The 23,977-nt window shown below is 58.8% G+C and carries 18 protein-coding genes and 3 pseudogenes; 1 reads left to right on the top strand and 20 read right to left on the bottom strand.

Annotated features, from left to right (window positions below):
* Positions 1–448 precede the first annotated feature (448 nt).
* The 17 genes and pseudogenes from P9230_RS31955 to queC all read right to left on the bottom strand — a co-directional run bounded on the left by P9230_RS31955 (position 449) and on the right by queC (position 18,993).
* On the bottom strand, positions 449–1,594 hold the full coding sequence (locus P9230_RS31955; protein WP_063170388.1) for a TlpA disulfide reductase family protein: 1,146 nt from the start codon (positions 1,592–1,594) through the stop codon (positions 449–451).
* 272 nt (positions 1,595–1,866) lie between these two features.
* The gene (locus tag P9230_RS31950) at positions 1,867–2,244 is read right to left on the bottom strand and encodes a hypothetical protein (protein ID WP_024505270.1); all 378 of its coding nucleotides are present in this window, start codon (positions 2,242–2,244) and stop codon (positions 1,867–1,869) included.
* Positions 2,245–2,257: 13 nt separating this feature from the next.
* On the bottom strand, positions 2,258–3,556 hold the full coding sequence (locus tag P9230_RS31945) for a SidA/IucD/PvdA family monooxygenase (protein WP_063169368.1): 1,299 nt from the start codon (positions 3,554–3,556) through the stop codon (positions 2,258–2,260).
* A gap of 842 nt (positions 3,557–4,398) precedes the next feature.
* The gene (locus P9230_RS31940) at positions 4,399–5,271 is read right to left on the bottom strand and encodes a universal stress protein (protein ID WP_063169369.1); all 873 of its coding nucleotides are present in this window, start codon (positions 5,269–5,271) and stop codon (positions 4,399–4,401) included.
* 95 nt (positions 5,272–5,366) lie between these two features.
* On the bottom strand, positions 5,367–6,071 hold the full coding sequence (locus P9230_RS31935; protein ID WP_224571202.1) for a response regulator transcription factor: 705 nt from the start codon (positions 6,069–6,071) through the stop codon (positions 5,367–5,369).
* A gap of 107 nt (positions 6,072–6,178) precedes the next feature.
* A complete protein-coding gene (locus P9230_RS31930; protein ID WP_024505267.1) occupies positions 6,179–6,658 on the bottom strand; it encodes a NifX-associated nitrogen fixation protein in 480 nt (159 codons plus the stop codon).
* A 16-nt stretch (positions 6,659–6,674) separates the two neighbouring features.
* Positions 6,675–7,172 carry a nitrogen fixation protein NifX gene (gene nifX / locus P9230_RS31925; RefSeq protein WP_063169371.1) on the bottom strand — a complete coding sequence of 166 codons (498 nt, stop codon included), beginning with the start codon at positions 7,170–7,172 and terminating at the stop codon, positions 6,675–6,677.
* Positions 7,169–8,521 (bottom strand): nitrogenase iron-molybdenum cofactor biosynthesis protein NifN, encoded by a 1,353-nt coding sequence (gene nifN / locus P9230_RS31920; protein WP_024505265.1) that lies wholly within the window; start codon positions 8,519–8,521, stop codon positions 7,169–7,171. Before nifN ends, nifX begins: the two co-directional genes overlap by 4 nt.
* Before the next feature lie 8 nt (positions 8,522–8,529).
* Complete coding sequence (nifE, locus tag P9230_RS31915; protein WP_024505264.1) at positions 8,530–10,014, bottom strand: nitrogenase iron-molybdenum cofactor biosynthesis protein NifE; 1,485 nt, start codon at positions 10,012–10,014, stop codon at positions 8,530–8,532.
* A gap of 61 nt (positions 10,015–10,075) precedes the next feature.
* Entirely contained in the window at positions 10,076–11,617 is a 1,542-nt protein-coding gene (nifK, locus tag P9230_RS31910; RefSeq protein ID WP_024505263.1) for a nitrogenase molybdenum-iron protein subunit beta, read from the bottom strand.
* Positions 11,618–11,746: 129 nt separating this feature from the next.
* A complete protein-coding gene (nifD, locus tag P9230_RS31905) occupies positions 11,747–13,249 on the bottom strand; it encodes a nitrogenase molybdenum-iron protein alpha chain (RefSeq protein ID WP_024505262.1) in 1,503 nt (500 codons plus the stop codon).
* 87 nt (positions 13,250–13,336) lie between these two features.
* Positions 13,337–14,230 carry a nitrogenase iron protein gene (nifH, locus tag P9230_RS31900; RefSeq protein WP_024505261.1) on the bottom strand — a complete coding sequence of 298 codons (894 nt, stop codon included), beginning with the start codon at positions 14,228–14,230 and terminating at the stop codon, positions 13,337–13,339.
* Positions 14,231–15,327: 1,097 nt separating this feature from the next.
* Positions 15,328–15,524, bottom strand: a pseudogene (locus P9230_RS31895) (7-carboxy-7-deazaguanine synthase QueE); the annotation flags it as partial.
* 160 nt (positions 15,525–15,684) lie between these two features.
* Complete coding sequence (locus tag P9230_RS31890; protein WP_063169372.1) at positions 15,685–16,437, bottom strand: carbonic anhydrase; 753 nt, start codon at positions 16,435–16,437, stop codon at positions 15,685–15,687.
* A gap of 770 nt (positions 16,438–17,207) precedes the next feature.
* Positions 17,208–17,933, bottom strand: coding sequence for a 7-carboxy-7-deazaguanine synthase QueE (gene queE / locus P9230_RS31885; protein WP_164548811.1), 726 nt, complete (start codon positions 17,931–17,933; stop codon positions 17,208–17,210).
* Positions 17,934–17,938: 5 nt separating this feature from the next.
* Complete coding sequence (gene queD, locus P9230_RS31880) at positions 17,939–18,295, bottom strand: 6-carboxytetrahydropterin synthase QueD (protein ID WP_063169374.1); 357 nt, start codon at positions 18,293–18,295, stop codon at positions 17,939–17,941.
* Positions 18,295–18,993 (bottom strand): 7-cyano-7-deazaguanine synthase QueC, encoded by a 699-nt coding sequence (queC, locus tag P9230_RS31875; protein ID WP_063170389.1) that lies wholly within the window; start codon positions 18,991–18,993, stop codon positions 18,295–18,297. Before queC ends, queD begins: the two co-directional genes overlap by 1 nt.
* 369 nt (positions 18,994–19,362) lie before the next feature.
* Between queC and P9230_RS31870 the strand changes: the two are divergent.
* Positions 19,363–19,504 (top strand): annotated as a pseudogene (locus tag P9230_RS31870) (transposase); the annotation flags it as partial.
* Here the strand turns inward: P9230_RS31870 and P9230_RS31865 are convergent.
* The 3 genes and pseudogenes from P9230_RS31865 to hisC form a co-directional block, all read right to left on the bottom strand.
* Positions 19,499–20,701 (bottom strand): annotated as a pseudogene (locus tag P9230_RS31865) (IS3 family transposase). The pseudogenes P9230_RS31870 and P9230_RS31865 sit on opposite strands and share 6 nt — an antisense overlap.
* Positions 20,702–20,955: 254 nt before the next feature.
* The gene (locus tag P9230_RS31860) at positions 20,956–21,990 is read right to left on the bottom strand and encodes an LLM class flavin-dependent oxidoreductase (RefSeq protein WP_063169375.1); all 1,035 of its coding nucleotides are present in this window, start codon (positions 21,988–21,990) and stop codon (positions 20,956–20,958) included.
* A gap of 71 nt (positions 21,991–22,061) precedes the next feature.
* Complete coding sequence (hisC, locus tag P9230_RS31855; protein WP_063169376.1) at positions 22,062–23,192, bottom strand: histidinol-phosphate transaminase; 1,131 nt, start codon at positions 23,190–23,192, stop codon at positions 22,062–22,064.
* Between the last annotated feature and the right edge of the window lie 785 nt (positions 23,193–23,977).

Below are 23,977 nucleotides of genomic sequence, written 5' to 3'. Positions count from 1 at the left end.
CATAAGCCGAAGGAATCCTGAGTACGAATGAGCCGCAGGAGGCATTTGACGAACGGGGAAGCAAGGGCCTCGTCGTCCCCGTGGACAGCAGGGCCAACCGGTTCATGAGGAATTTCGCTTTTCCCCAATTTCAGTACTCCTCTTGAAGGACGATCTCTTTTTCTGCGATGTGTGGTTCGGGCGCTTGCGTGGGCGGGGAATGGCTTGGGCGAGCCGATCCCACGCAACAGTGTCCCGTGGCCGACCTCGAGCACGTCCACCAATGCGAGACCTTTCACCGCGGCGCGAACGCCTGCGCCGCGGTTCGACCCGAGGTAAACGCAATGGAAATTCCACCTGCCGCAAGCCGCGCACTTTTGCGGCATCGACGTTATTGCTGCGAAGTGCGCCTGGGCGGGCGGATTTGCCGGTGTTCAATTCCAATTGTCATGCCCTTCGCGATCCTTGCTCAGGAAGTGACAGCGTTTTGAGTTTCGGAAGTCTTGTTTTGCGGAGCCACACAGAGACCCGCGTGACAGGCAGGCTCACCCGTGTAGTTGGCCAGGGCTTGGAGCAACGAGGTGAGGTAGCGCTGTTTGGTTTGGTCCGGCACTGGCTCCGAATGGTCCAGCGATTTGATTGCCACCTCGATCAACTCGATCGCCCGGTCCTTGTTGCCGCTCTCGTAATAATACTGAGCGACCGGAAAGTAACACCCGAATTTAAAGTCTCCATCGCCTTGCGGAGGATTAAGTTCCAGGATCTGTTCGGAGAGCTCCTTGCCCATCGCAAAGCGATCATCATGCGGAAGATGGGAGTTGTCGATCGTGGGATGGAAGAGTTGGTTCAGCGCCATCACCACCCAAGACATCGCTTCGAACTTTTTGTTGATCGCGTCCTCGACCAATTCGCGCATAAGCGGCAAGCCGGTTTTGATGTCGCGCAGCTTGTGAAGCAGAATATCCGCATGAACCCGCCGAAAATCAAAAGAGTCTGGCATCACGGCGAGGCCTTCTTCGATGGCCAATAGTGCCGCTGCCCAATCCTCGTCCTGCATCGCCGGCCCAAGTTTGGCGTATATCGGCTGACTCAGCGACGATTCGCGCACACGCGAGATTCGCTTTGCATCGACGGCTTTCGCTTCATAGCTGCTGCGCCAGCTGCCGTTAAGGACTTTCGGCAAAACGTCATCGAGAGGTGCCGGGTGGCCGATATAAGCGATGTGGCCGTCGCGGTCGACCACGAACGAGGTGGGAATCCCGAACGAAGAGCTGGGTTCCAGCCAGAGCTTTTTCATTTCGCCAGTGCAATCGAACGCTGTCCGATAATTCAGATTCGGGAACTTCTCGGTCAGCCAGGCATCCACGTTGGTCCGCGCTTCGTCCGCGGTTGCAGCCTTTTCGCAAGCTGCGACTCCGATAATCTCAAATCCGCTGTCTTTATATTTCTCCTGCAGTTCGATCAAATGGGGCATGGCGTGGACACATGGTCGGCACCAAGTCGCCCAAAATTCAACGAGGTAGACCTTGCCGGGCCGAAGGCTCGTGAGGGGCTCGCCACGCAGCCAGTTCTCCACTTTCAGCGCAGGAGCCGGGGACCCCATACGCAGTTCCATCTTGGTGTCCAAAGTCATTCCACACCTTTCGTCTCTTTTGTCGCGGAATATTTTCCAGTCAAAATCGGACACGGTCTCGAGGGCATTGCTCCCTCTCGCTTGCTTCAGCGGAGCTCTCACCGTGTTGCCGCACATCAAGCACGGCAAAGGGCATGCCAACCCTTCTTAGCTTCGGCAAGCGCCGGTACCGCCTTGAATAAGCGAGCCCTAACACGGCCAGCTGACGTTAACCTGAATGTCGGCTTTCGACGGCTCACCTTAGCGGCTGCCGTTTAGGAAGGTGAGAGTTTGGCTGGCCCGCTGGCGATAAGACCGGCTTCGGCGTCCTGGAGTAGTCGCACTTCGGCGATGGGGTCGAAAGTGCGGGAGAGGCTCGGTACCCTTGCAGCCACCGCCGCATGTGGCCCGGCGTCATAATTCGCGTCGCGGTTGCCAACGGCGGCGTTGGGCTCGATCCACGTGGCGTTGAGCCCGACAGCACGTAAAGCTGCATCGTGATTGAATGCCCTTTGCTGTTTCACGCCAAGCAGGAGTCGCGCGACGCTACCTTGCTCAAGCGCGAGCAGAGCGATCTGACGCCGTAGGAATATTGCTCGTCCCGCTTTTGCCGCCAGAGGCGGAAATCTTTCCTGAATGCCACCGCCGATCATCAATATCGACGAATCATATCCCGCTGCCCATTTGTTCGACTCCGAGGTCGGGCCAGCACTCCGTCAAGGGACGGTTGATGAACCCTAGATGCTCGGGATTGGCGCATGGCGCGCGCCGCAGAAGGCTGTCAAGGATGCGGCGCGCTCGCCAGGCCAGCAGCCCAAAGTTCGGATCAGCCAGCCCGCGCTGTCCAAGGCAGGCGTTCTGAACGAAAAGGCGTCGGTCTCGCGGTCCGTCCCAGTACACCGAAAAATCCTCGCCGATGGCGAGCTCATTGCCGATCTGTTCGAGGCGATCTGCGATCGGTTCTAGGAAACCCGGCAGCGGTTTCTCGTACCCGGTGGCCAGGATGACGATATCGGCGGTTACTTCTCCGATGTTGTCCAAGCCGCGTTGCAGCGTGAGCCTGTGCCCTGCTCCGGCATTGATGCAGCGCGACACGTTGCAACTTGGCCGCAATGTGATCTCGCATTGGTGTGGCTCGAGAAAGGCGTGGTGGTAGAGCGCCTGATAGACCGCGCGCAACTTGCTTTCTGAAATGCCCTCGGAGGCAAGCGCGAAACGCCGCAGGAACAGCTGTCGATGCACCTCGCTCATCGCAGCAAAACGATCCGAGAAGCATGGCGTGAACAGCCCGTTTGTGAACGCGTGGTCGTCGAAAGGCATCTCGCGCGTCAAGACCCATGTGATCGCCGCGGGCCGCCGTTCTTTCGGCCGGCCGACAAGGTGCAGTAGCAGCTCGGCTCCCGACTGTCCGCCGCCAACAACGCAGACATGCTTTTTTTGCACCTCAGGATTGATGTGGGCCAACTCAGATGAGTGGAACAGGTTGGGTCCAGTCCAGCCATGAAACTGAGGCGGAATTTGCGCCTGCTTGCCTATGTCGATGACGAGGTTTCTTGCATCAAGGACCGCGTTGTCCGTCCGCACGCGAAACTCGCCGTCAAAGCGGATTTCGCGAACGGCCTCGCCGCCACGGACAAGCGGATTCTTCTGGAACGCCCAGTTGAGATATTGGGCGAACTCGGCTCTAAGCACCCCGTGAAATTGCGCATTGAGGAAATTGTAAAGACGCCCGTTCTCGTGGAGGTAGTTTACGAATGTGTAGGCTGATCGCGGATTGACCAGAGTAACCAGATCCTGGAAGTGGCCGACCTGGAGCTCCGCGCAATCGAAAGCGCTGCCTGGATGTCCTCGGAAATCGACCTCCCGGTCCAGGAACAGTGCCCCTTGCGCAATCTCTTCCTGTATCTGACACGCAAGGCTCAAATTAGATGGTCCAGCACCCACACCAATACAAAAGAGGTCCACTTATCCTTACTCCTCTAGGAGTGTTTTCCAACTCAGCGGCATGTTGACGTCGATTGCCGGGCATTGAGCAATGCGAACCTCACAGGCATGCTTGAGCCGCGGTCCCGACTGAGAGGACAGCAAAAGCGTGTGCCGCCTTCCAGGTCTTGGGCTCAATGTCGGCGGCATCGACAGCGGCGCGGCGTGATCCGAACCCAAGAGCAGAAGGAAAGTGTGTGATGCTGTCGCGCGGCTCTTCCGGATCTTACGGCGGCTTCTAGCGCCGGCCTCCACCCCAGGAGTGGCTGTTTCCCTGCCACGACGGAAGCGGCTCTTTCTTTCGAGGGGCGTAACCATGGATAACGGCTCTTAATGCTTTCGGAGACTCCCATGCATGCGGCGTGCCGGATAAAGACCTGTCAAACCAACGAGTTCGCGCAGTTCCAGCTCGTCTGGAATCCGACATTGTCGCACGCCCGACGATCGGGCAGGGGAAGCTCCGCGGCAGCGGCCCTTGCACACCGCAGGCTGACAGGGACAGCCGCCGATTTGACGCGCGTCCGGGTACTGATAAGGGGCCTTCCAACAGGGTTCGCGCACGAGGCGGGGTCTCCTGGTACACCCGCCCTGTGGCTTGGCTGCGGTCTGCTGCAGCCGTTCGTCTTTACTGCCCGTTGCGGACGATCTCGCACGAGTTGGTTCACGAGAGCGTCGTGAAGCAGTCGAGGCGTCCGGTTTGGCTCTGACAAGCGTCGCAAGATGTTCGCGGATCCAGCCATGTCTCCGCAATCCGACCGGTAACCGACGACGACTTCGGACTGGTTGGCGGTCCTACGACCTGATCGGTGTTCCTACGGAGCTGATCAGCGAGCCAAAAACAGCGGCAATGTGGTCTTCCCAAAGCTCCAGCTCGGCGGACCGCCGAAAATCCGCTCACGCAGCCCACGGCTGCCATAAGCACCCATAACCATCATGTCAGCACAGATGTCGTTCGCGTGCTGGGTCAGCACTGTGCCCGCCGATTTGCCGGCGCTCTTAAGCAGGTCAACGGAGACCCGAGCACCGTGCCGAGTAAGATAGGCAGCGATGTCAGCTCCAGACTGCGCGCCTTTCCCGTTGTTTTGCGCCTTTGGATCGACCATAGCGACACAGACTTCCTTGGCAGCGGATAGGATACTAAGAGCTTCCCGAACCGCACGCGAGGCCTCTACACGCGAATCCCAGCCGACCAGCACGCGTCGAGGCGACAGCGTCGCCTTAACGCCCTTCGGCACGATGAGCACCGGCTTTCCGCTATCGAACAAGCAGCCGTTGACAACAGGAGGTCCGAGAGTCTCATCGTTGAGGAGGTCTCCTCCAACGATCGTCAGGTCAGCGCAGAGCGCCCGCTGTCGTGCCACTTCACCGAGGCTAGCCGGATCGCAATAGTCGGTGTCAACGTCACAGGAAAGCGACATAGCTTTCAGCCTTTTGAGGATATCCGCGGACCGTCTTTCCATTCTGGTCACGTCCTGTGAAAATTTCTCGATTTGCTGAAATCGATAGTTCGGTACTGCAATTGCCTGTGCACGTCCTGTATTCCATTCGGGGGGCGGAGACGACATCAAGAGCAATGGAGGCGGTATAATGAGTACCGATAGGTGCGCGCCGACCTCGGCACACAGTCCGGCAGCTGTTGTGAGGTCCTCATCAGAATGATCAGCACCCGTCACACTGAATATGCTTTTAAATTCCATTTGCCTGCTTCTCCTGGTCTTCGTTAGGAGCGCCTCAAAGCGGCAACACCGCTCTCAGGAGGAAGAGAGAGCGGCACCACGTTCGATCACCGATTTCAGTCGTCCGGCTTCTCGAGCGAGTAGCCGGCCGACCTGACGGTGCGAATGACGCTGCCGGGCAAGGCCGTTTTCAGCGCCCTCCTGATTCGGCTGATATGGACATCGACGGTGCGTGCACCGACATGAATGTTGGGCAGCCAGGCCGCCCCGATAAGCTCGTCCCGGCTGAAGACCTTGCCGGGGGCCTCAATCATAAGCCGCAGCACGTTGAAATCGATCCGTCCGAGATGGATGTCGTGGCCATTACCGCGAACCCGATGGGCATCGAGCTTCATCTCCAGGCCTCCACAACAAATCCAACTGTCGTTTTCAACCCCGTTCGGACCACGCTTGGTCAGCCCGAGCCTCGCCCGCAGGCAGTCGAGCAGCTTGGCCGGAGCCACCGGCCGCACAAAGCTCTCAACGCCTGCCTTCAAGAGATCGAGGTGCTGGTGCTCGGCGCCAGGCGCGATCAGGGCGATGATAGGCAGGTCGGTGGTGCGCGGTTCCCGCTTGAGGTGGGCGCAAATTGCGGACCCGTTTATGCTGGCTGGGTCGCAATCCAGCACTACGGCCTGAAGCTCCCGTTGTTCGGCCAAGGCCAGCGCAGCCTTCGCGCCGTCTGCCGTCTCACTGCTGAAACCGTCAACCTCCAGTATGTGGCTGTAGAGCAGATAGAACTCGGCATCTTGCGAGCAGATCAGGACCAGCGGCTTCTTCATCGGCGATACCCCAACAACCTGGTCGGCCTCGAGTCCCTGGATCGAGGGGACTGGCCAACATAGTTTCTCGGGTCCGTCATGATGGCCTTTCTCGAAAATCGCGCCCATCATGCCAGCGCCACGTGGGGAAAGGTTTCGATGACTGAAATCGCATCGTCGACCAGCTTCGTACCGGCCGTGGCGAGCTTCAGGAGCGTCTCGAAGCCAAACCGGTGGACATCGCGCAGCGTTTTGGACAAAACGACCAGCCGTCCGGTCGTGAAAAGCACCCGACCAAAACCCTCATGGCTCACCTGGATCATCGGCGATGCCATAAGGCCGCAGCGCTCCTCGATCGCAAGCCCGATGGCGGCGTAGTACTTGTCGAGCCTCCACAGCACGTCGGGATCGGGATCTCCGATGATTGGGATCCCTCGGCGCTGTTCCTTGGTAATGATGAAGTCGCCCAGCAGCTCAGCGTCCGCTTTGCGTTCCCACGAGCCATAGGAATCCTGAGAACGGATCAGCCGCACGAGGCATTTGACGAACGGGGTGCAAAGAGCCGCCTCGTCTTCGGCGACAGCTGGGGGGATTGCGGGGTCAGGCATTGGCGTCCTCCTCTTTTCAGTCCTCGTCCTCGAAGGACGGTTTCTTTTCGGCAATGCCCGCTCGCGCCAGCACCTTGCGCAGCCAAGGCGGAGGACACGTCCTGAGCATCATCTGCGTGCGCAAGAGCACCTGTGGGATCGATTGGGGCTCCGCCACTTTGATCGGGTGGATTTTTGCCGCGACAAGCTTGGCTGCCGAAGGGCCGCCAATTGCCAGACAAAACAGGATCTGACAGCCCTTGAGCGCATCCACCTTTGGCGTGATGCGATCATCGCGCTCGGCCCGATGCTCCCCGCTTTCATCGGACACGTCATCGAAGGCCACGGCTTCTACGAGATTCCATTCCTCGCGCGTCACGTCGTAGACAGCAAAGCGCCTGGCCGACCCGAAATGGGCGTTGAGGTCCTGCATGTCCTGAGTGGCGATCGCAACGCGCAATGCGCCCTTACGTCGTTCAGGCATCGGGGCGAAAACCTCACTACTGACCAGCGAGAGGCGGCGAACAGCGTTCATCGTGATATTTCTCGATTACGGAGTGGATCAAGCGCCTCAGGAGTGGGCGCGTGTTGGTTGGCCTGGAAGATGCTGGCGACCTCGAAGATCATGTCGCGGGTGCCCTGATAGAGAATTGCGAGCTTGTGCTGGCTGCCTAGTCGATCGAAGACCGGGAACCCGATGCGCATGAGCGGAATTCGGAGCCGCTCCGATGCTTGGCGCCCGTGCGAATGCGTGACAAGCAGGTCAGCACCGACGGCAAGACTTTCCAGATCGCCGAGATCGCCGATCTGAACCGAAACCGCCGGGACTTTCTCGAGAATTTTAGACCTGTCGGTCGTTGTGACGGCCGCGGCTATCTCGGAGCCGAGGCCAGCAAAGAAGGTCGCAAGTTGGAACAGCTGGTCTGGTTCGGCAGCGATGGCAATTTTCTTGCCGCCGAAATGGAAATGTCCGTCGAGCATCGCGTCCTGCAATTGCGCCCGGCGCCGGCGCACGCGGGCCGGTACCGCCGCGCCCGAAATCGCAGACAGCAGCGACACGAAGCGGTCCGTGTCCTGCAGCCCAGTCAGTGACTGGAACAACACGTAAGGCACGCCGGTCAACCCGTGCAGCGCTTTCGCCGGGCGGCGCATGTGCTCACCGATGGCGATGCATTGCATGGCCGTGCCCAACTCGCGAATGTCTTCGACGCTGGTGCCGCCGTATGTGGTCGCTACCCAGCGGTCAGGAACCGTACCGTCGAGCGAGCCTGAAATGTCGGGCAGAATAACCGGCTTGAGCCCAAAGCTTTCAACCATGTCACGCATATGCTCGATGTCGGCGACAGTGAGGTTGCATCCGGGCAGGATCGCGATCTTCTTCGGCTGCCGCGCACGTTCGCCCGAGCCTGTAATCCCTTTGATCATTGCGGTGACTGCCTTGGCCCAGCCCTCTTCGATCGCGCCGTCAAAATCCGGCGTGTTGGCCAGCACGACCTCCGTACCCGCAAGCTCTTGCGTGTGCTTCAGCTTGATGTTCGCAATATCACTCGCGCAATCTTCGCCACGCGTCTCCACCAGCGCGGTCGTGCACACCCCGATCAGCTTTGGCTTCGTGCGGTTCTTGAGGTTGAGGATGGCTTCTTCAAGATGGTCGGCAGCGCCGAGGATGGTCGCCACCTCATCCATCGCTGTTGTCTGCAATGGAATCGTTTCTTTGAAGTGCCGTACGAAGAGCACGAGCGCGAAGCTTGTGCATCCCTGGCTGCCGTGGAACAGCGGCATCGCGCCGTCGACCCCAAGAAAGGCAAAGGCGGCACCCAGCGGCTGCGACGACTTCAGCGGGTTCACCGCCGCGGATTTGGTCTGGGGAAGGATGCGGGCCATCGGTCGCCTCAACACTCGCTGAACTCGTGTGCCGTCGCGCCGGCGAATTCATCGAACAGGTGCCCGGACTCCTTCTTCGTGCATGGCAGTTCGTCTTTTAGATCAGGCTGGCAATCCCACGGGGCCGGCTGGCGCACCTGAGACCAGACCGGATTGTGAATGGCGAGGTCGATCTGGCGTACGAGTTCCACCATGCCGGCATAGCCGGCATAAGGGTGCTGGCGCTCCTGGTTGATATCGAGCCAGGGCGTCTTGGCCTTGAGCGCAATGAATTGCGTGCGACCGCCCGACAGCATGATATCGGCCCTGTGTTCAGAGAGCATGGCGTACAGCTCGCGCGCAGCCATGTATTCGAACATATGCTTGTCGTGCTTGAGAACTTGTTTGATGCGCTCCTTGTCCTGCACCGTAGATTTCTTGACCGAGGTGCCGACGATCTCGATTCCGATCTCCATCAGCGCACGGACAACCGACCAGGACTTCACACCGCCTGTGTTGAGCAGCACGCGCTTGCCTTGGAGCCTTTGCCGGTAGGATTCGAGTTTCTTCCACGCGATCGCCTCCTGCTGCGCGATCAGCGTCTCCGTGCGCTCGAGGATCTCCGGATCGGCGCCCTTCCTCACCAGCAGCCTGACAAGGTTGCGAAGAGCTTGCGATGTGTCGGAGATGCCATAGAAGGAGCCCTCGAAGAACGGGATGTCCCAGCGCTCCTCCATCTTGCGGGCAAGACTGATCAGCGCGGTCGAGCACACGATCATTGCCGCCCGGGCGCGGTGCGCGGAAGCAATGTCGCGGTAACGCGCATCGCCGGGAATGCAGGCGCGCACCCGGATGCCGAGCCGATCGAGGAGCGGCTTTACAAGCCAGAATTCGCCCGAGAGGTTGAATTCGCCAAGGATGTTGATGTCGTAGGGCCCGGGGTCGTCGGGTTCGACCGTGCCGATGACATGATCGAGCAACGCCTCGGCGGCGAGCTTGTTGCCGAGGTTCTTGGAGCCTGCCAGGCCAGGCGCATTGATCGGCACCACGGCCAAACCGAACTTTTCCGTGGCGCGTTTGCACACGGCCTCGATGTCGTCACCGATCAGCGCCGTTACGCAAGTTGAGTAGACGAAGATCGCCGGCGGCGCGTATGTGTGCTTGATCTCGCGGATCGCCTTGAAGAGTTTCCGCTCGCCCTGCCCCATCACCAGGTCGAGTTCGGTGAGGTCGGTCGTGAAGCTTGTCCGCCACAAGGTCGGCCCTGACGAAACCGCACCACGGTTGTCCCAAGAATTGCCCTCGCAGGCGAGCGGCGCATGGACCAGATGCGCAACGTCGGTGATCGGCTGCAGGACGATCTTGGCTCCGTCAAAGGCGCAGCCGCCGGCTGCCGCCCCTGGTGTCAGCGACTTCGAGCAGCCCTCCTTGCGCGCCTTGGCATCTTTGCCACGGTTCTTATCGCAGGCGGGCTCATCGAAGGCGTCCTTGATTTTGGCGCTGAGGGAGGACATCGCTCAGCCTCCCCAGTCCATTGGGCAAGGAATGGCCTCGGCGAAAAGCCGGCCACGGCTCTTAGCGCGTGAGGTCATAGGAATAATCCGTCACACCCGTCTCGCTCGTCTCGCGATCGAGTTTGTCGAAGATCTTGTCGAGGATCGTCGTCAGCACGCGCAACGCGCCCTGGTAGCCAAAGAGCGCAAAGCGGTGATGATGGTGCCGATCGAAGATCGGAAACATCAGCCGGATCAGCGGCGTTCCGGTGTCGCGCTCCAGGTACTTGCCGTAGGAATTGCCGATCAAAAGGTCCACCGGCTCGGTAAAGAGCAGCGAGCGCAGCGCCCACAGGTCCTTGCCCGCCCAAACCTGGGCAGCCTTGCCGAAAGGCGAGGATGCTAGCAGCTTCTTCAAATCGGCTTCCCATGCCGAGGTGCCATTGGTGGCGAGGCAATGGGTTGGCTCGCCGCCGGTCTCCATGACAAAGCGGGCCATTGCGTGAACGAAGTCGGGATCACCGTAGATGGCGTATTTCTTACCATGCAGCCAGGATTGGCTGTCCGCCATGGCGTCTACCAGTCGGCCGCGCTCGAGGCGAATTGCCTCGGGAATCTCCTTGCCGGAAATCGCCGCGACCTCCATCAGGAATTCGTCCGTCGCCTGAACGCCGAGCGGATAGTGGAACGAGGCCGTCGCCTGCCCGACCTCCTCGCAATAGCCCAGTGTCTTTCGGGTGTTGTGATGCTGCAGCGAAAGCGTTGCCTCGGCGTTGAGGGCCTTCTTCACCTCGTTGATCTTCGTGCCCCCGTCATACATGCGGTATTCACCGTCCGAAGGCGTATCGAACTGGTCAGAGGCATCCTGGATCAATGTATAGGACACGCCCATTACATCGAGCAGGCGCTTGAGCTCCCGGTTGTTGCCGACGCAGAAGCCGTCGAAGCCCGGAATGATGTTGATGGTTCCTTCGATTTGCGTACGCTCCTGACCTTTCCAGAAGTGCTCCAAAATGCCTTTGACCATGTTGTCATAGCCGTCGACATGACTGCCAACGAAGGCCGGGGTGTGGGCAAAGGGCACGTCGAAGTCGCGCGGGACTGAATCTTCGTCCTTGGCGTTCTGGATGAAGCTGTGCAGGTCGTCGCCAATGACCTCTGCCATACAGGTCGTCGACACGGCAATCATCTTGGGGTCGTAGAGCTGGTAGGTGTTGGCGAGCCCGTCGACCATGTTCTTCAGGCCGCCAAACACCGCCGCATCCTCGGTCATTGAGGAGGAGACCGCCGCGGCAGGCTCCTTGAAATGGCGCGACAGGTGCGAGCGGTAATAGGCGACGCAACCTTGGCTGCCGTGGACGAAGGACATGGTTCGCTCGAAGCCGGCGGCAGCGAATACCGCACCCAGCGGCTGGCAGGCCTTGGCCGGGTTCACGACAAGCGCTTTGCGGGCGAGGTTCTTTTCGCGGTATTCCCACGTCTGGGTGAAATCGCGCTGATCGGAAACGATTTCATCGGGGTGCGGACATTCGAAGTTTAGCTTCTTCTCAGCGAGCATCTTTCTGTATTCCGGCTCGCGGAACAGGGGAGCGTGATCGAGAATTTTTTCAGCCGACTGCGGCATGATGATTACCTCTTTTGCATCTGGCTGCGCGGGACGGCAGCTCAGGACGTCAAGACGTTCCAGGCTCCGGCGGATCAGAGGCCGCGGGAGTTCACCGTCTCAGTGGGAGACTGGGGCTGAAGCAAATGTTTATTCGGCAGCCATCGCCCGCTCATCGCCCCGGCTTCTTTTCCAAGGCGCGTGGAATAGGTCCCAGACCGGGTTGTTAATGGCGAGATCCACATCACGTGCGAAAATGGCAAAGCCGTCGTAGCCGTGATACGGGCCTGAATAATCCCAGGAATGCATCTGGCGGAACGGTATGCCCATCTTCTGCACCGGGTATTTTTCTTTGATTCCCGAGCCGACCAGATTTGGGCGAATCCCTTCGATGAATTTCTCCAACTCATAGCCGGTCACGTCATCGTAGATCAGCGTGCCGTTCTTCACGTAGTGGCCGGTGCGCTGATAGTCGTCGCTGTGGGCGAATTCATAGCCGGTGCCCACGATGACCATGCCGAGGTCCTCGTAGGCCGTGACGACGTGGCGGGGGCGCAGGCCGCCGACATAGAGCATCACGGTATTTCCTTCCAGGCGCGACAGGTACTTGGCGATGACCGCATCAACAAGCGGCCTGTACTTGGCAATGACCTTTTCGGTCTTCTCCTCGATTTCCGGCCCAAAATGCTTGGCTATGTTGCGCAGAGAGGCTTCGATCTGGGAGGGACCGAAGAAATTGTACTCCATCCAGGCGACGCCATACTTTTCCTCCATATGCCGACAGATGTAATTCATCGACCGGTAGCAGTGGATAAGATTGAGCTTAGCCTTCGGGGCGCGCTCGATCTCTGCGAGTGTGGCGTCACCCGACCAGTTGCCAACCACGCGCAGCCCTATCTCCTCAAGCAGTATGCGCGAGGCCCAGGCATCGCCGCCGATATTGTAGTCGCCGATGACGTTGACGTCGTAGGGGCCGGCCTCGAACTTGACATCCTTTTTGTCGAAGACCCAATCCCGGATTGCATCATTGGCGATGTGGTGGCCAAGCGACTGCGAGACGCCGCGGAAGCCCTCGCAGCGTACCGGCACGATCGTCTTGTCATACTCCTTGGTCTTTTTGCGAGAAACGGCCTCGGTGTCATCGCCAATCAGGCCGATAGGGCATTCGGACTGCACGGTGATGCCGTTGTTGAGCGGAAACAAGACTTCAATCTCGTCAATGATCTGTTCCAGCTTCTTGTCGCCGCCGAAGACGATGTCCTTCTCCTGGAAATCGGAGGTGAACTGCATTGTCCCGAACGTGTCGACGCCCGTTGTACCGACGTAGTAGTTGCGGCGCTGCGACCAAGAATATTGGCCGCAGCCGACCGGGCCGTGCGAGATATGGACCATATCCTTGACTGGCCCCCACACCACGCCTTTCGAACCAGCATATGCACAGCCGCGAATCGTCATCACCCCGGGAATGGACTTGATGTTCGATTTGACGTCGCATTCGGAAAGGACCTCGCTTTCCCCGCCAGCCTCGTTGCCGCTCTTTGCGACGTTGAGGTGCTTCTTGCGGCGCTTCGCCGCCTTGTCGGGATAATGCGACAGCACCTCTTCGATAAGCTTCGCATGAAGAGCACCGTCATTCTCGTATTCCCGGCTCATGAGTCCCCCTTTCAAGGTTGGGTGACGCCTCAAAGAATAGGCGCCGTTCTCTGCAAGGCGCGCCGATTCATGGCAGCGCTAATGTCACTACTGGGCCGCCGCCTTCGCCGCTTCCTTGGAGTGAAGCTCGGCAAGCATCTGCTCGTCGGTCTTCATGATGCCGAAGTCGAGCAGCATCTCCTCCAGCTCCTCCATGGTGATCGGCGTCGGGATCGTACCCTGGCCCGAATTGGCGTGGATCTTCTCGGCCAGAGCGCGGTATTCCCCTGCCTGCTTTGAGTCCGGCGCGTACTGGATCACCGACATCTTCCTGAGTTCGGCATGTTGGACGATGTTGTCGCGGGGCACGAAGTGGATGAGCTTGGAATTCAATCGGCCAGCCAGTGCTTCGGCCAGATCGAGTTCGCGGTCGGTTTGACGTTCATTGCAGATCAGCCCGCCCAGCCGCACACCGCCCGAATGGGCATATTTGAGGATGCCCTTGGCGATGTTGTTGGCGGCATAGAGCGCCATCATCTCGCCGGACATGACGATATAGATCTCCTGGGCCTTGCCTTCGCGGATCGGCATGGCGAAGCCGCCGCATACCACGTCGCCGAGGACGTCATAGGAGACATAATCGACATCGTCATAAGCGCCATTCTCCTCGAGGAAATTGATCGAGGTGATGACGCCGCGGCCGGCGCAACCGACACCCGGCTCGGGGCCGCCGGACTCCACGCACTTGATGCCTCTGTAGCCCACCTTGAGCACGTCCTGGAGTTCGAGGTCTTCCACCGAGCCTTCCTGTGCGGCGAGATCCAGGACGGTATCCTGAGCTTTCGAATTCAGGATCAAGCGTGTGGAATCGGCTTTGGGGTCGCATCCTACGATGAGGATTCTCTGCCCGAGGTCGACAAGGGCAGCGAGCGTATTTTGGGACGTGGTGGACTTGCCGATGCCGCCTTTTCCGTAAAAGGCGATCTGACGCAGACCTGACATAATAGCTTTCCTTCCTTCGTTCTAATTATCGCGACTGCCCGCGACACAAGTGCCGATAGGCAGCTCGTGCCGCCTCACACCAAGCATCGCAAAAAGCGTACCAGCGTGATCGGCCGATCCCAGAAGAAACTTTGTCATTAAATTCCAGCCGCTTAGACGGCGGCAAAACGCGCGAACGGGCCTTTCAGGCGTCTGTCACGGACACGACAAAGCCGACACAGATTGTCGTGCGCCATCCAAACCGCCGTGTGTCGAGCTCGAAGCGGGAGAATGGGGAAGTTAGCCCAAAGCTGATGGCGAGACCATCGGAAGACATCGGCTCTTGTCTTTCCAGCCTGCCATTGATCGGGCGGTCGCTGGATGAGCAGGAGCCTGGGGCTTGACCGCGGCGCGGGTAGTTCAGGCAGGCTTACAGAGCGGGAACGCCGGCGGCCGATAGACATCCGCGCTTAACCTTTCATAGCCCGTCTACAAGTTGGTTCCGCCGACGCGCTATATGGAAGCCAAATAATTCAGTAGCTTAGCCGAGAGCATTGATTTTTTCAGAAAGATACGTGTTATACGCGTATGAACCGCCGAACCCATGGTCGGCGCCCTCATGCGCGTGAGACCCCGTTGTGGGCGAGGCTCGCGACTGGCTGCACGATCCTAGCCGGCCTGCTTGCCATTGAGTTTGGTCCCGCCGCGGTAGGCTGCGGCATCAAGGGCAACATCAGCTACAACACTGGCAAGAAGATTATCACGTTCTTGGACAGGAATCTTACTGGGAGACACGCATCAACCTATTGAAGGGCGAGCGGTGGTTTTGTTCAGAGGAAGCTGCACGAAAGGCGGGCGGGCGGGCTTCGAGAGGTTAGTGTCGCGGCAGCTTGCAGATCTGCCCACGGGGCCGCCACGATCGCAAAGTGTGTACAAAAGCGCCCTCTCTGCCGAACTGAACAGTGCTCACGGCCATAGCCTCGGATGAGCCCGACTGGCTTGACCTCTGCATGATGAGAGCAGCTTTTACACCAGGTGCGCAGCACATGTCTTTAACGAACGCATCGTCTTCAAGAATATAGAGAGCAATTCGGAAAACCGAGTAGTTGGCGGCGAAGCTAGGAGAAGGTATACACTACCCTCTTGTTACCCCAGAGTAGAACGTGCAGCTGCGGCAAGACGCGGGCTTCGAACCACCTGTCGCTGGTCACCTTTTCTACCAGCGGTTCCATGCGCATCATATTCCGTCGGACTCGACAGAGACGTCTTCATTACCACGGCGGGGCGGCGTGTGATTGCCGGGTTGCAGACAAACCTCGCCGCGACGTATTTGGGACGAGTGGTGTCGGCACCGAATCCCTATCATTTAGACTAGCCAGCTTGGGGAGCGCCGTCAGACCGCCAGACCGGAAGAGGAGGCTTCGCGCCAACTTGTGCCAAGAATGTTGGACCGTGCGGAACCGCTGGGGCGGCGCTCAACTCTGGCGCAGGATGAAGCGTCGATTGGGTGAATGAATAGGGCGCGCGTTCGACGGGTAGAGTGAGGCAAATCGCTGGATGTCTGCCGGATCAACGTCAACCGGTTCCATCGCCACCATCCACTCGACGTTTTCGGTGCACGGCGGCGTCGTCAGTGAGCCCTCATAAGTCCAATAGCCAAGCGAGGCTGGCAGAAGCCAGTTGGGATTCACCTCGTCGATCGTCACCTCCCCATTCGGCAGTTCGGGAAAGGCCGCAGCAAGGGCAGCAAAGCTGGCATTTGTCGCGCCGGGCGTTAAAAAGACGCCCAGCACGCCCAGAGTACCACTTTGCGTGTCCTTGTGAACGAAATGCACCTCCATCGGGAAGCTCTTGCCCGCCACGTGATGTTCGCTTGGCGCATGGAAATGGAACTGTACCAGTTCGTAGACACGATCGCCGCGGGTCAGCGTGCTGCCTTGTGGCATATTGATTTGAATGGTGTGGCCGTTGTTCACCATATTGCCGCCGCCCTTGTGCCAGCCGATGGCGATATGCGGGATATCCGCCTTGACCGCGCTGTTGATATTGATCGGCGATTGCTGCGTGCCGGCAGAGCATACGAAATTTTCCTTATCCAGATCAGCCCAGTGCTCCGGTCCGACCGGACCGGTGTACCCCCAATGGGCACTGGTCGCTTGGGCGGCTTGAACGCAAATCCGGCATGCGCCGAGCGCAACCAACCCTTTGATCAGGTGACGACGATACATATTACTTTTGCTCCTCTTGCGAACTGATGTTGGTGGCTGCCCTAATGGACGCGTGATGGCCAATCGGCGCGGCCAGTATTGTCCTTTGCAACTGATAGATGCCCGCACGCCTTGGCGTGCTTTCATAAGTGCGGCTGCCGTTTCTCGGCTGGCCGGCTTCTGCAGCCCGCAACGGGGGCAGTTTCAACCAGCTAAACGATAAAAAATTTTAGCAGACCAGCGCTTGACCCCCGCCGCAAAGGCACAGGCGAAGGTGATCACTGCGCGGCTGCCGTTCGCGCCGGAGGCCGCATCGCTATACTTTACACTCGCTGCCCAAGGAGACGCAGGCGACCCCAATACGTTTTCATCGCTACTCCCGACGCAGCCGACCCACGCCACGAAAACGTTGCTATATTTCACGTTGGGCCAATGAGGAAATCGATCTTCTTTATGGAAGGCATTTGCGCAATGGATGCATTCCCATGCTGACAGTCGTGCGTCAGGCCGGACAATGAGATACATCGATAAGAGCTGGACAAGGATGAGGGGATGACGTGCTTGCGACGGAGCAGGTGGGGCGAGAAGGCCAGTTCTTGCGGATTTCAACTTTGCGTGACGACAGCTCATCGGAGTCAAGGTGACACACGCCGGCAGCGGGGTGTCCGGGCGGTTTCCAGCCGCACAATCGCGAGACCGCTGACGCGAACAAAGCTCGGCTGTACTCGGCACGCGAAGAGAGCCTGCCAAGCCGTTGGAGCCCGGCCTTCCGGTGCGACGCAAGCCACAGACTAGACCGCCCTCTTGTTACCCCAAAGCAGAACGTGCAGCTGCGGCAACACGCGGGCTTCGAACCACCTGTCGCTAGTCACCCTTTCGACAAGCCATTCCATTCGCATCATTATTCCGTCCAAGTCGACAGAGGCGTCTTCACTGCCAGGGAGCGGCGGCGTGTGATTGCCGGGTTGCAGATAGATCGGAAGGTGCGGATATCTCGCCGCGACTTCTTTGGCGTAGGCATAGTCACTCTCGTCGAAAACGACGAGCTTGAGCACGATTTGCGGCTTCTCTTGCGCCGCTTCGAGGCATGCATCAAACGCAGCCCAACGGGTCGTCATCTCGCTGGACGGCGGCTTTGGGCTAAGGGTCAGCACGTCAAGATCCGCAAACCACTCCCTCACCACGGAACCCTGCGTTTCCAGTGCAAAACGATAGCCCTCGCGATGGCCTCGTTCTATGAGGGGACCGAACGGCTGAATGGCCGGGTTGCCGCCTGACAAGGAGACCATAACCGGCCTGCCGCCGGAAAGCGCATGGACGGTTTGCCACACGGCATCGATCGGCATCGGTAGCCATTCATGGCGATACTGATTGTCCACCGCGTGAAGGCTGTCGCACCATGAACAGCGATAATCACATCCGCCGGTTCTGATGAACACCGTCGGCAAGCCGATGAGCACGCCCTCGCCCTGGATAGTCGGCCCGAATATCTCGCTCACACGGATTGCGGGATGCATGTCGGTCACGGACGGTATTCCGCCCAAGTTTTCGGTGTTTCGCTAACGCGCACGGCCGCGGTCTGCGGCAGACGTGCCTTGCACCATTCATAGAAATGTCTGGCCAGGCATTCCGCCGTGACCTTCTCATGTCCCAGCACGTCGTTGAGGTGCCGATGGTCGAAGCTCTCGTCAATGTAGCGTTTGAGCGGCGCCAGATCGTGATAGTCGCGCACGAAGCCGTGGGCGTCCAGTTCCTTGGCCGACAGCTCCACTACGACGACATAGTTATGCCCGTGCAGGCGCGCGCATTGATGGTTGGGAGGCAAGGAGGTGAGCTGATGCGAGGCCGAGAAGTGGAATTCCTTGCTGATGTGGAACATTACGCGCGCCTCCTGCGCAGCGCCTCAAGCCAGAAATCGGCGTCCTCGTAGTCGGTGGGATCAGCGTGCCCGGCGAGATGGAACGCTTCGCGCCGCTCGACGCAGGTCCCGCATCGTCCGCAGTGACGCACGCCGCCCTTGTAACAGGACCAGGTCTCAGCAAACGGGGTGCCGTATCTTGCGCCATCCGCAACAATGTCAGCTTTTCCGAGATTCACATACGGTGCATAGAGGCGTATCTGCGCATAGCCGTCGAGCGCGCGGTCTTGCATTGTCTGGAAAGCTTCAATGAAGGCCGGACGGCAATCGGGATAGATGAAATGGTCCCCACCATGCACGGCCGCCGCCACCGCTTCGGCGCTGTGGGCGGCGGCGAGACCGAAGGCGATTGCCAACATGATGGCATTGCGGTTCGGCACCACCGTAATCTTCATCGTGTCTTCGGCGTAGTGGCCGTCCGGCACGTCGATACTGCTAGTCAGCGCTGAGCCGGAAAGGCCACGGCCAATTTCGCCGATGTCGATGATCTGGTGCGGGACCTTCAGTCGCTGCGCGCAAAGAGCGGCGAAGCCCAATTCCTTCCTGTGCCGTTGGCCATAGTCGAAAGATAGAAGGCCGGTGAGTTCGTGCTCCGCTGCCACCATGTGAGCAAGGGAAACGGAGTCCAATCCGCCAGAGCAGACGGCGAGAGTCTTCATCATTGGTATCCTTGTTTTGACCGGGTAAGGCTGCGACCGGAGATTTCTCTGCGCCCCCACTACTCCAGCGACTCAGTTTTGTGAACCGGGAGAATTTGCGCTCAGCCCGATTGGAACGGGAGTGCGTCGCGTCCAACACGCGTGATCAATAAAAGTTGAGCGCTTCAGCAGTTTGTTTCGCATCGCGCCAACTTTCGCAACCTGCTGTCCGATCGTCGACTTCGAGACAAGGTGATGTTCGGCCGACATCGGCTGACTCTTAATTAAGCCGCAGAACACATGTTGGCTTTCTGGCCTTCGCTTGTGCGGTTGGCGAGGGCGACATGGATGCCAGCAAATTTGACATTGGCGACATCCGCCTGGAGAACCCTGCGCGGCGCGATTGAGGCCGCAGGCGAGCCTGCTCTAACTGCCGCCCTACAGTCCCGACTTCAATCCGATTGAGAACGCCTTCGCCCAACCTAAGGCGCTGCTGCGAGCAAAGGCCGAGATAACCATCAAGGCTCTATGGGACTGACGTTGCCCCAGCAGTTTTGAGTTCGTTTCCGGCGTGGGTTGTGCCCTGCTGGGCGGGTGAAGCGACGGGCGCTGGCGCGGAGCCTTTGGCATAGCGCAGCGCGAGCGACCGTCGCGGATTGAAGGTGCTGGCGAACTTGGCCGGGGTCTGCCAGGGGGGAGTGCGGCCGCGCGGTGTTGTAGTCGGCGTGCCACAGGGCGATGGCTACGCGCGCCTGAGCCAGCGAGGTGAACAGCGTCTCGTTGAGCAGTTCATCGCGCAGTCGGCCGTTGAAGCTCTCGATGAAGCCATTCTGCATCGGCTTGCCGGGCGCAATGTAATGCCATTCGACGCGGTTCTGATCCGCCCAGGAGAGGATGGCGTTCGAGGTGAACTCGCTGCCATTGTCGCTGACGATCATCCTGGGCCGGCCCCGCTCGGTGATGAGCCGTCCAATTCGCGGGCAACCCGCATGCCCGAGAGAGACGTATCAACGATGAGTGCGAGGCACTCTCTCGTGCAGTCGTCGACGACGGCCAGGATGCGGAAGCGGCGCCCGTCGGTGAGCTGGTCCGATACGAAGTCGAGCGACCAGCGCTCGTCGGGCCTCAGCGGCACCAGCATCGGCGCCCTGGTCCCGATCGCCCGCTTGCGGCCGCCACGGCGGCGACGGCGAGCTTCTCCTCCCGATAGAGCCGGAACAGCTTCTTGTGGTTCACGACCAGGCCCTCCCGCCTCAGCATCACGAGAAGACGCCGGTAGCCGAACCGGCGACGCTCCTGCGCGATCGGCCTTCATCCGCTCGCGAACCTCGCGGTCGTCCGGCCTGCTGGTCTGGTAGCGAACCGTCATGCGGCAACAGCCGATGGCTTTACACGCCCGCCGTTCGCTCATCCCGAAGCCTTCCTTCAGGCGAGCGACAGCTTTCCGCTTGGCGGCGGGCGTCACCATTTCTTTCCCACAAGGTCCTTCAACGCGGCATTGTCGAGCATGGCGTCGGCCAAAAGCCGCTTCAGGCGCGTGTTCTCGTCCTCCAGCGCCTTCAGGTCGCCGAGCCTCGGTGACATCCATCCCGCCGAAGCGGGCCTTCCAATTGTAGATCGAGGCGTCGCTGACCCCGTGCTTGCGGCACAGATCGCCAACCGATACCCCGGCCTCGTGTTTCTTCAAAATTCCGATGATCTGCTCTTCAGAGAAGCGGCTGCGTTTCATGTCCTGGTCCTCTGGATGGGCCAGAACGAACTTCAAACCGGATTAGATCAGAGGGGCAAGGTCAGGACGCCTCGGCGCGGTCGTCGACCTCTTCACCCCAGCCGAATGTGCCAACTACTTCAAAGCCGCAGGATATGACCTGGATCAGATAGGACGTGCTCCAATGGTTTACACCTGACACAGGAGTCCGGCCCCCACAACCGTTTCGCAATGAGGAGCAGCGCTGCCGCTGCTCCTCCAATCACACGACGGATTCACGATGCGGCAACTCGAGCCATGATTTCGGATCCAATGGCCGATGCGGTGTATAGTGAGGCATCCAGCGGCAAATCCCCAAATGCCAGTTGACACAGAAGATAATTAGCACCTGCCTCTTCCAGCTGATCAAGGAGAGCTTTTCGGACAGAATCTGCCGTTCCCACGACGCACAATTCACTTTCAATTGCTGCATCGAAGTTCAAAGGCAAGTTTGGTGGAGTGGAAATGGCATTTAGTTCGTATAGAAATTTGAAGCTATTGAGCCATCGTTCATAGGCAGGTGCTGCGAGCAAATACGCATCTGTTTCAGAACGCCCTATCACCACCATTCGGAGCAATCCAAGAAATGGCGCTTGCTGGCCAATGTCAGCATCGTGAATTCGGGCGGCGCGGAACGCGTCGGTAACGCTGCGAACAGAAGTGGAAGGTCCGACGCAGGCGATGTTTGCCCCATTCGCAGCGGCCCAGCTAGCCGGCTCGGGTCGATTGGTGGCGATCCATGTCGGCGGACGGGGATATTGGTGAGGTCTCAACGTCAGCGGAACATCTTTCAACTCAAAGTGGCGGCCCTGATAAGAAAGCGTCCCGCCTTTCATCGCATTGATGAGAATCTCACTGGCCTCCGCATACTGTTCTGGTGCTGCTTCTACAGCAACCCCGAAGTATCCCAATTCAGTGGGAGCAGAGCCGCGCCCTATGCCGAGTTCAAGCCTGCCGCCGCTCAACTGATCAAGCATGCAGATCTCCTCGAAGGCACGCAGCGGATGATAGAGCGCAAGTAGCATTACCATGGGACCAACACGAAGACTGCGGGTTCGCTGGGCGACGCTCGCTAAGAACAAATTCGGTGATGGACCTCTGCCATGCGGCGTACAGTGGTGCTCGGCGAGATGATACGCATAAAAGCCATAGCCATCGCACGCTTCTGCTAGGCTCAGCCGATCTGCATATTGTTGTGCGATGTCATCGCCGTTTTCGTCCAGATGATCGAAGATGCCGAAGGTCAGGCCCGAAGCGGAAATTTTCTTCAATTAATTGTTCTCCAAATTACCTATATTTATTCGCTAATCATCATAGCTCACGACATATCATTACTTGATGCTTAATGTGAATCGACTTCATGCTTGTGAGCACCGCGATCCTTCTTAAAGTTCATACAGACGCGTTCGGCGGCAGCAAGGAATTTGTCCATCTGCTCTGTGGTGCCAATGCTGACGCGAATACAGTTCTTCAAATCTACGTCAGGAAAGCTGGCGATGAGGATCGCCTGCTCTTTCAACGCGGCTTGCCAGCATGAGCCCTCCTGTCCCGCCGGCACACGGGCCAGCAAAAAGTTTGCGTGGGAGGGTGTTACGGAAAAGCCAAGTTGCAACAGCGCCAGGGTCACTCGCTGTCGTTCATGCTTGATGTGCCTGTGGTTCTCTTCGTAGGCGTGGCGATGCGCAAGAATGCTTTTCCCGACCGCCTGCCCGATCACGTTCATGTTGAAGACATTCTGGATGTTGCGCAGCCTGCCAATGATTTCTGGGTGACCGAAACCGAAGCCGACTCGCACGCCAGCGGCAGCATAGCTCTTTGAAAAAGTCCTCAAGATCAAAAGATTCGGATGTCTATTGACGAGGCGCAGGGCATTGTCGGGTGCGAAGTCAACGTAGGCCTCATCCAAGACGACCAAGCGATCTGCTTGCTCCACAAGGCGTTCGATTTCGGCCACCGGCACGAATGTTCCGGTCGGATTGTTCGGATTAGCCAACAGAATGAACTTCGCGTCTTTTGCGGGGCCGGACAGCAGTTTTTCTATCGGCAGGGGATGAGCTTCGCTCGATGCGATTTCGAGAAACTCGGCACCCTGCAACATGGCAAGTTTACGGTTGAACGAAAATCCGGGCGACAGCATTGCCACTCTATCTCCTGGGGCGAGGAAAGCTCTGTAGATGAGTCCGAGCAGCTCCGACGAACCGTTGCCGGCAATCACCTGATCTTTGGAAAATCCGTAAGCATCGGAGGCAGCTGCCCTTAAGCTGAGATTGTCGTCTTCCGGATAAAGATACTGGTGTTCGATCGCAGCAATTGCACTTTGCATTACGCTCTTCGGCAACGGAAACGGGTTCTCGTTCGTATTTAGCTTAACGCAGTTTGCATCCGTCGCTGGTCCGTTGGACGAGAGAGCATCTAATTTGCTGGCCACCGGCGAAAAAAGCGAAAGCACGGTCTTCAGTTTTGCATCGCACATGTTCTTCTCCGTTTTTCAGTCCCGCAGGGCATGTGACATGAGGCAATCGTTGATCGTGACTTGATCGACGTTCGGCTATATCAGCGCTGCCTTCCCACCCTGGTGGGGATCGCCGACCACGGTTTGGATTTGACACCGGGAAGCTGTCGAGAACCTGATGACGACCCAACGTTTGGCCGACGGCCGATTCGGCGCAACAGACGGTGTTTCAACATCGCATCGTCCTCAAAGCCGCATGCAGGGCCTGCACGACAGCCCGTCTCCAGCGCCCGCAGATAGGTGGAAGCCGAAGTCTTGCCGAACCTCAGTTGCTCTGCCACCTTGGCCCACCGGACTGCCCTGTTTATGGGTCAGGCGCAGGATATCTCTGACGCTCGTTCGTCTTGCTTGCTTCCGTCTTGGCATGGGCTCTCTCGGTTTGCTGATGAGAGAGCCAAATACCGGCTCATCTGAGCATGAGACGCAGGCCTGACGATATGGAGCGTCGCTGGTGGCGCGCGTAGCCGAGAGGGTTCGCCTCGCTGGCGGGGCATGCAAGACGGCGCACCTCCTTAGCCATCCTGTCCCATCGTCTCAGATCGTGAGGCGCACCTTATAGTCGGTGAGGAGATCTTGCAGGGTCAGGTTACGCCCTAGCGCTTAAGGTTGTTGGTCGCACCGAGCAAGCGCGGGACCTGTCGACGGACAACAGCGGTGCCACTGCCGGCACTAGGTGTGAGCTTTCGAGAGGTTGTCCATTCGGACCGGACCGAGGAGACTGGAGTTACCACGCTTCAGCATCCATC

It is taken from the genome of Mesorhizobium sp. WSM4887 (assembly GCF_029625865.1).
Lineage (GTDB): Bacteria > Pseudomonadota > Alphaproteobacteria > Rhizobiales > Rhizobiaceae > Mesorhizobium.
Note: the sequence above shows the minus strand (reverse complement) of the source record. Positions and strands in the feature narration are given on the sequence as shown.

Bases quoted from the DNA above. Each gene is read 5' to 3' on its own strand.
- nifN (WP_024505265.1), bottom strand. From the start codon at position 8,521: ATGGCCCGCATCCTTCCCCAGACCAAATCCGCGGCGGTGAACCCGCTG.
- queD (WP_063169374.1), bottom strand. From the start codon at position 18,295: ATGTTCCACATCAGCAAGGAATTCCACTTCTCGGCCTCGCATCAGCTC.
- P9230_RS31890 (WP_063169372.1), bottom strand. From the start codon at position 16,437: ATGTATCGTCGTCACCTGATCAAAGGGTTGGTTGCGCTCGGCGCATGC.
- P9230_RS31940 (WP_063169369.1), bottom strand. From the start codon at position 5,271: ATGGAATTTAAAAGCATATTCAGTGTGACGGGTGCTGATCATTCTGAT.
- nifD (WP_024505262.1), bottom strand. From the start codon at position 13,249: ATGAGCCGGGAATACGAGAATGACGGTGCTCTTCATGCGAAGCTTATC.
- P9230_RS31935 (WP_224571202.1), bottom strand. From the start codon at position 6,071: ATGAAGAAGCCGCTGGTCCTGATCTGCTCGCAAGATGCCGAGTTCTAT.
- hisC (WP_063169376.1), bottom strand. From the start codon at position 23,192: ATGTGCGATGCAAAACTGAAGACCGTGCTTTCGCTTTTTTCGCCGGTG.
- nifX (WP_063169371.1), bottom strand. From the start codon at position 7,172: ATGAACGCTGTTCGCCGCCTCTCGCTGGTCAGTAGTGAGGTTTTCGCC.
- P9230_RS31950 (WP_024505270.1), bottom strand. From the start codon at position 2,244: ATGATCGGCGGTGGCATTCAGGAAAGATTTCCGCCTCTGGCGGCAAAA.
- P9230_RS31955 (WP_063170388.1), bottom strand. From the start codon at position 1,594: ATGGAACTGCGTATGGGGTCCCCGGCTCCTGCGCTGAAAGTGGAGAAC.
- queE (WP_164548811.1), bottom strand. From the start codon at position 17,933: ATGCATCCCGCAATCCGTGTGAGCGAGATATTCGGGCCGACTATCCAG.
- nifH (WP_024505261.1), bottom strand. From the start codon at position 14,230: ATGTCAGGTCTGCGTCAGATCGCCTTTTACGGAAAAGGCGGCATCGGC.
- queC (WP_063170389.1), bottom strand. From the start codon at position 18,993: ATGAAGACTCTCGCCGTCTGCTCTGGCGGATTGGACTCCGTTTCCCTT.
- P9230_RS31930 (WP_024505267.1), bottom strand. From the start codon at position 6,658: ATGCCTGACCCCGCAATCCCCCCAGCTGTCGCCGAAGACGAGGCGGCT.
- nifE (WP_024505264.1), bottom strand. From the start codon at position 10,014: ATGTCCTCCCTCAGCGCCAAAATCAAGGACGCCTTCGATGAGCCCGCC.
- nifK (WP_024505263.1), bottom strand. From the start codon at position 11,617: ATGCCGCAGTCGGCTGAAAAAATTCTCGATCACGCTCCCCTGTTCCGC.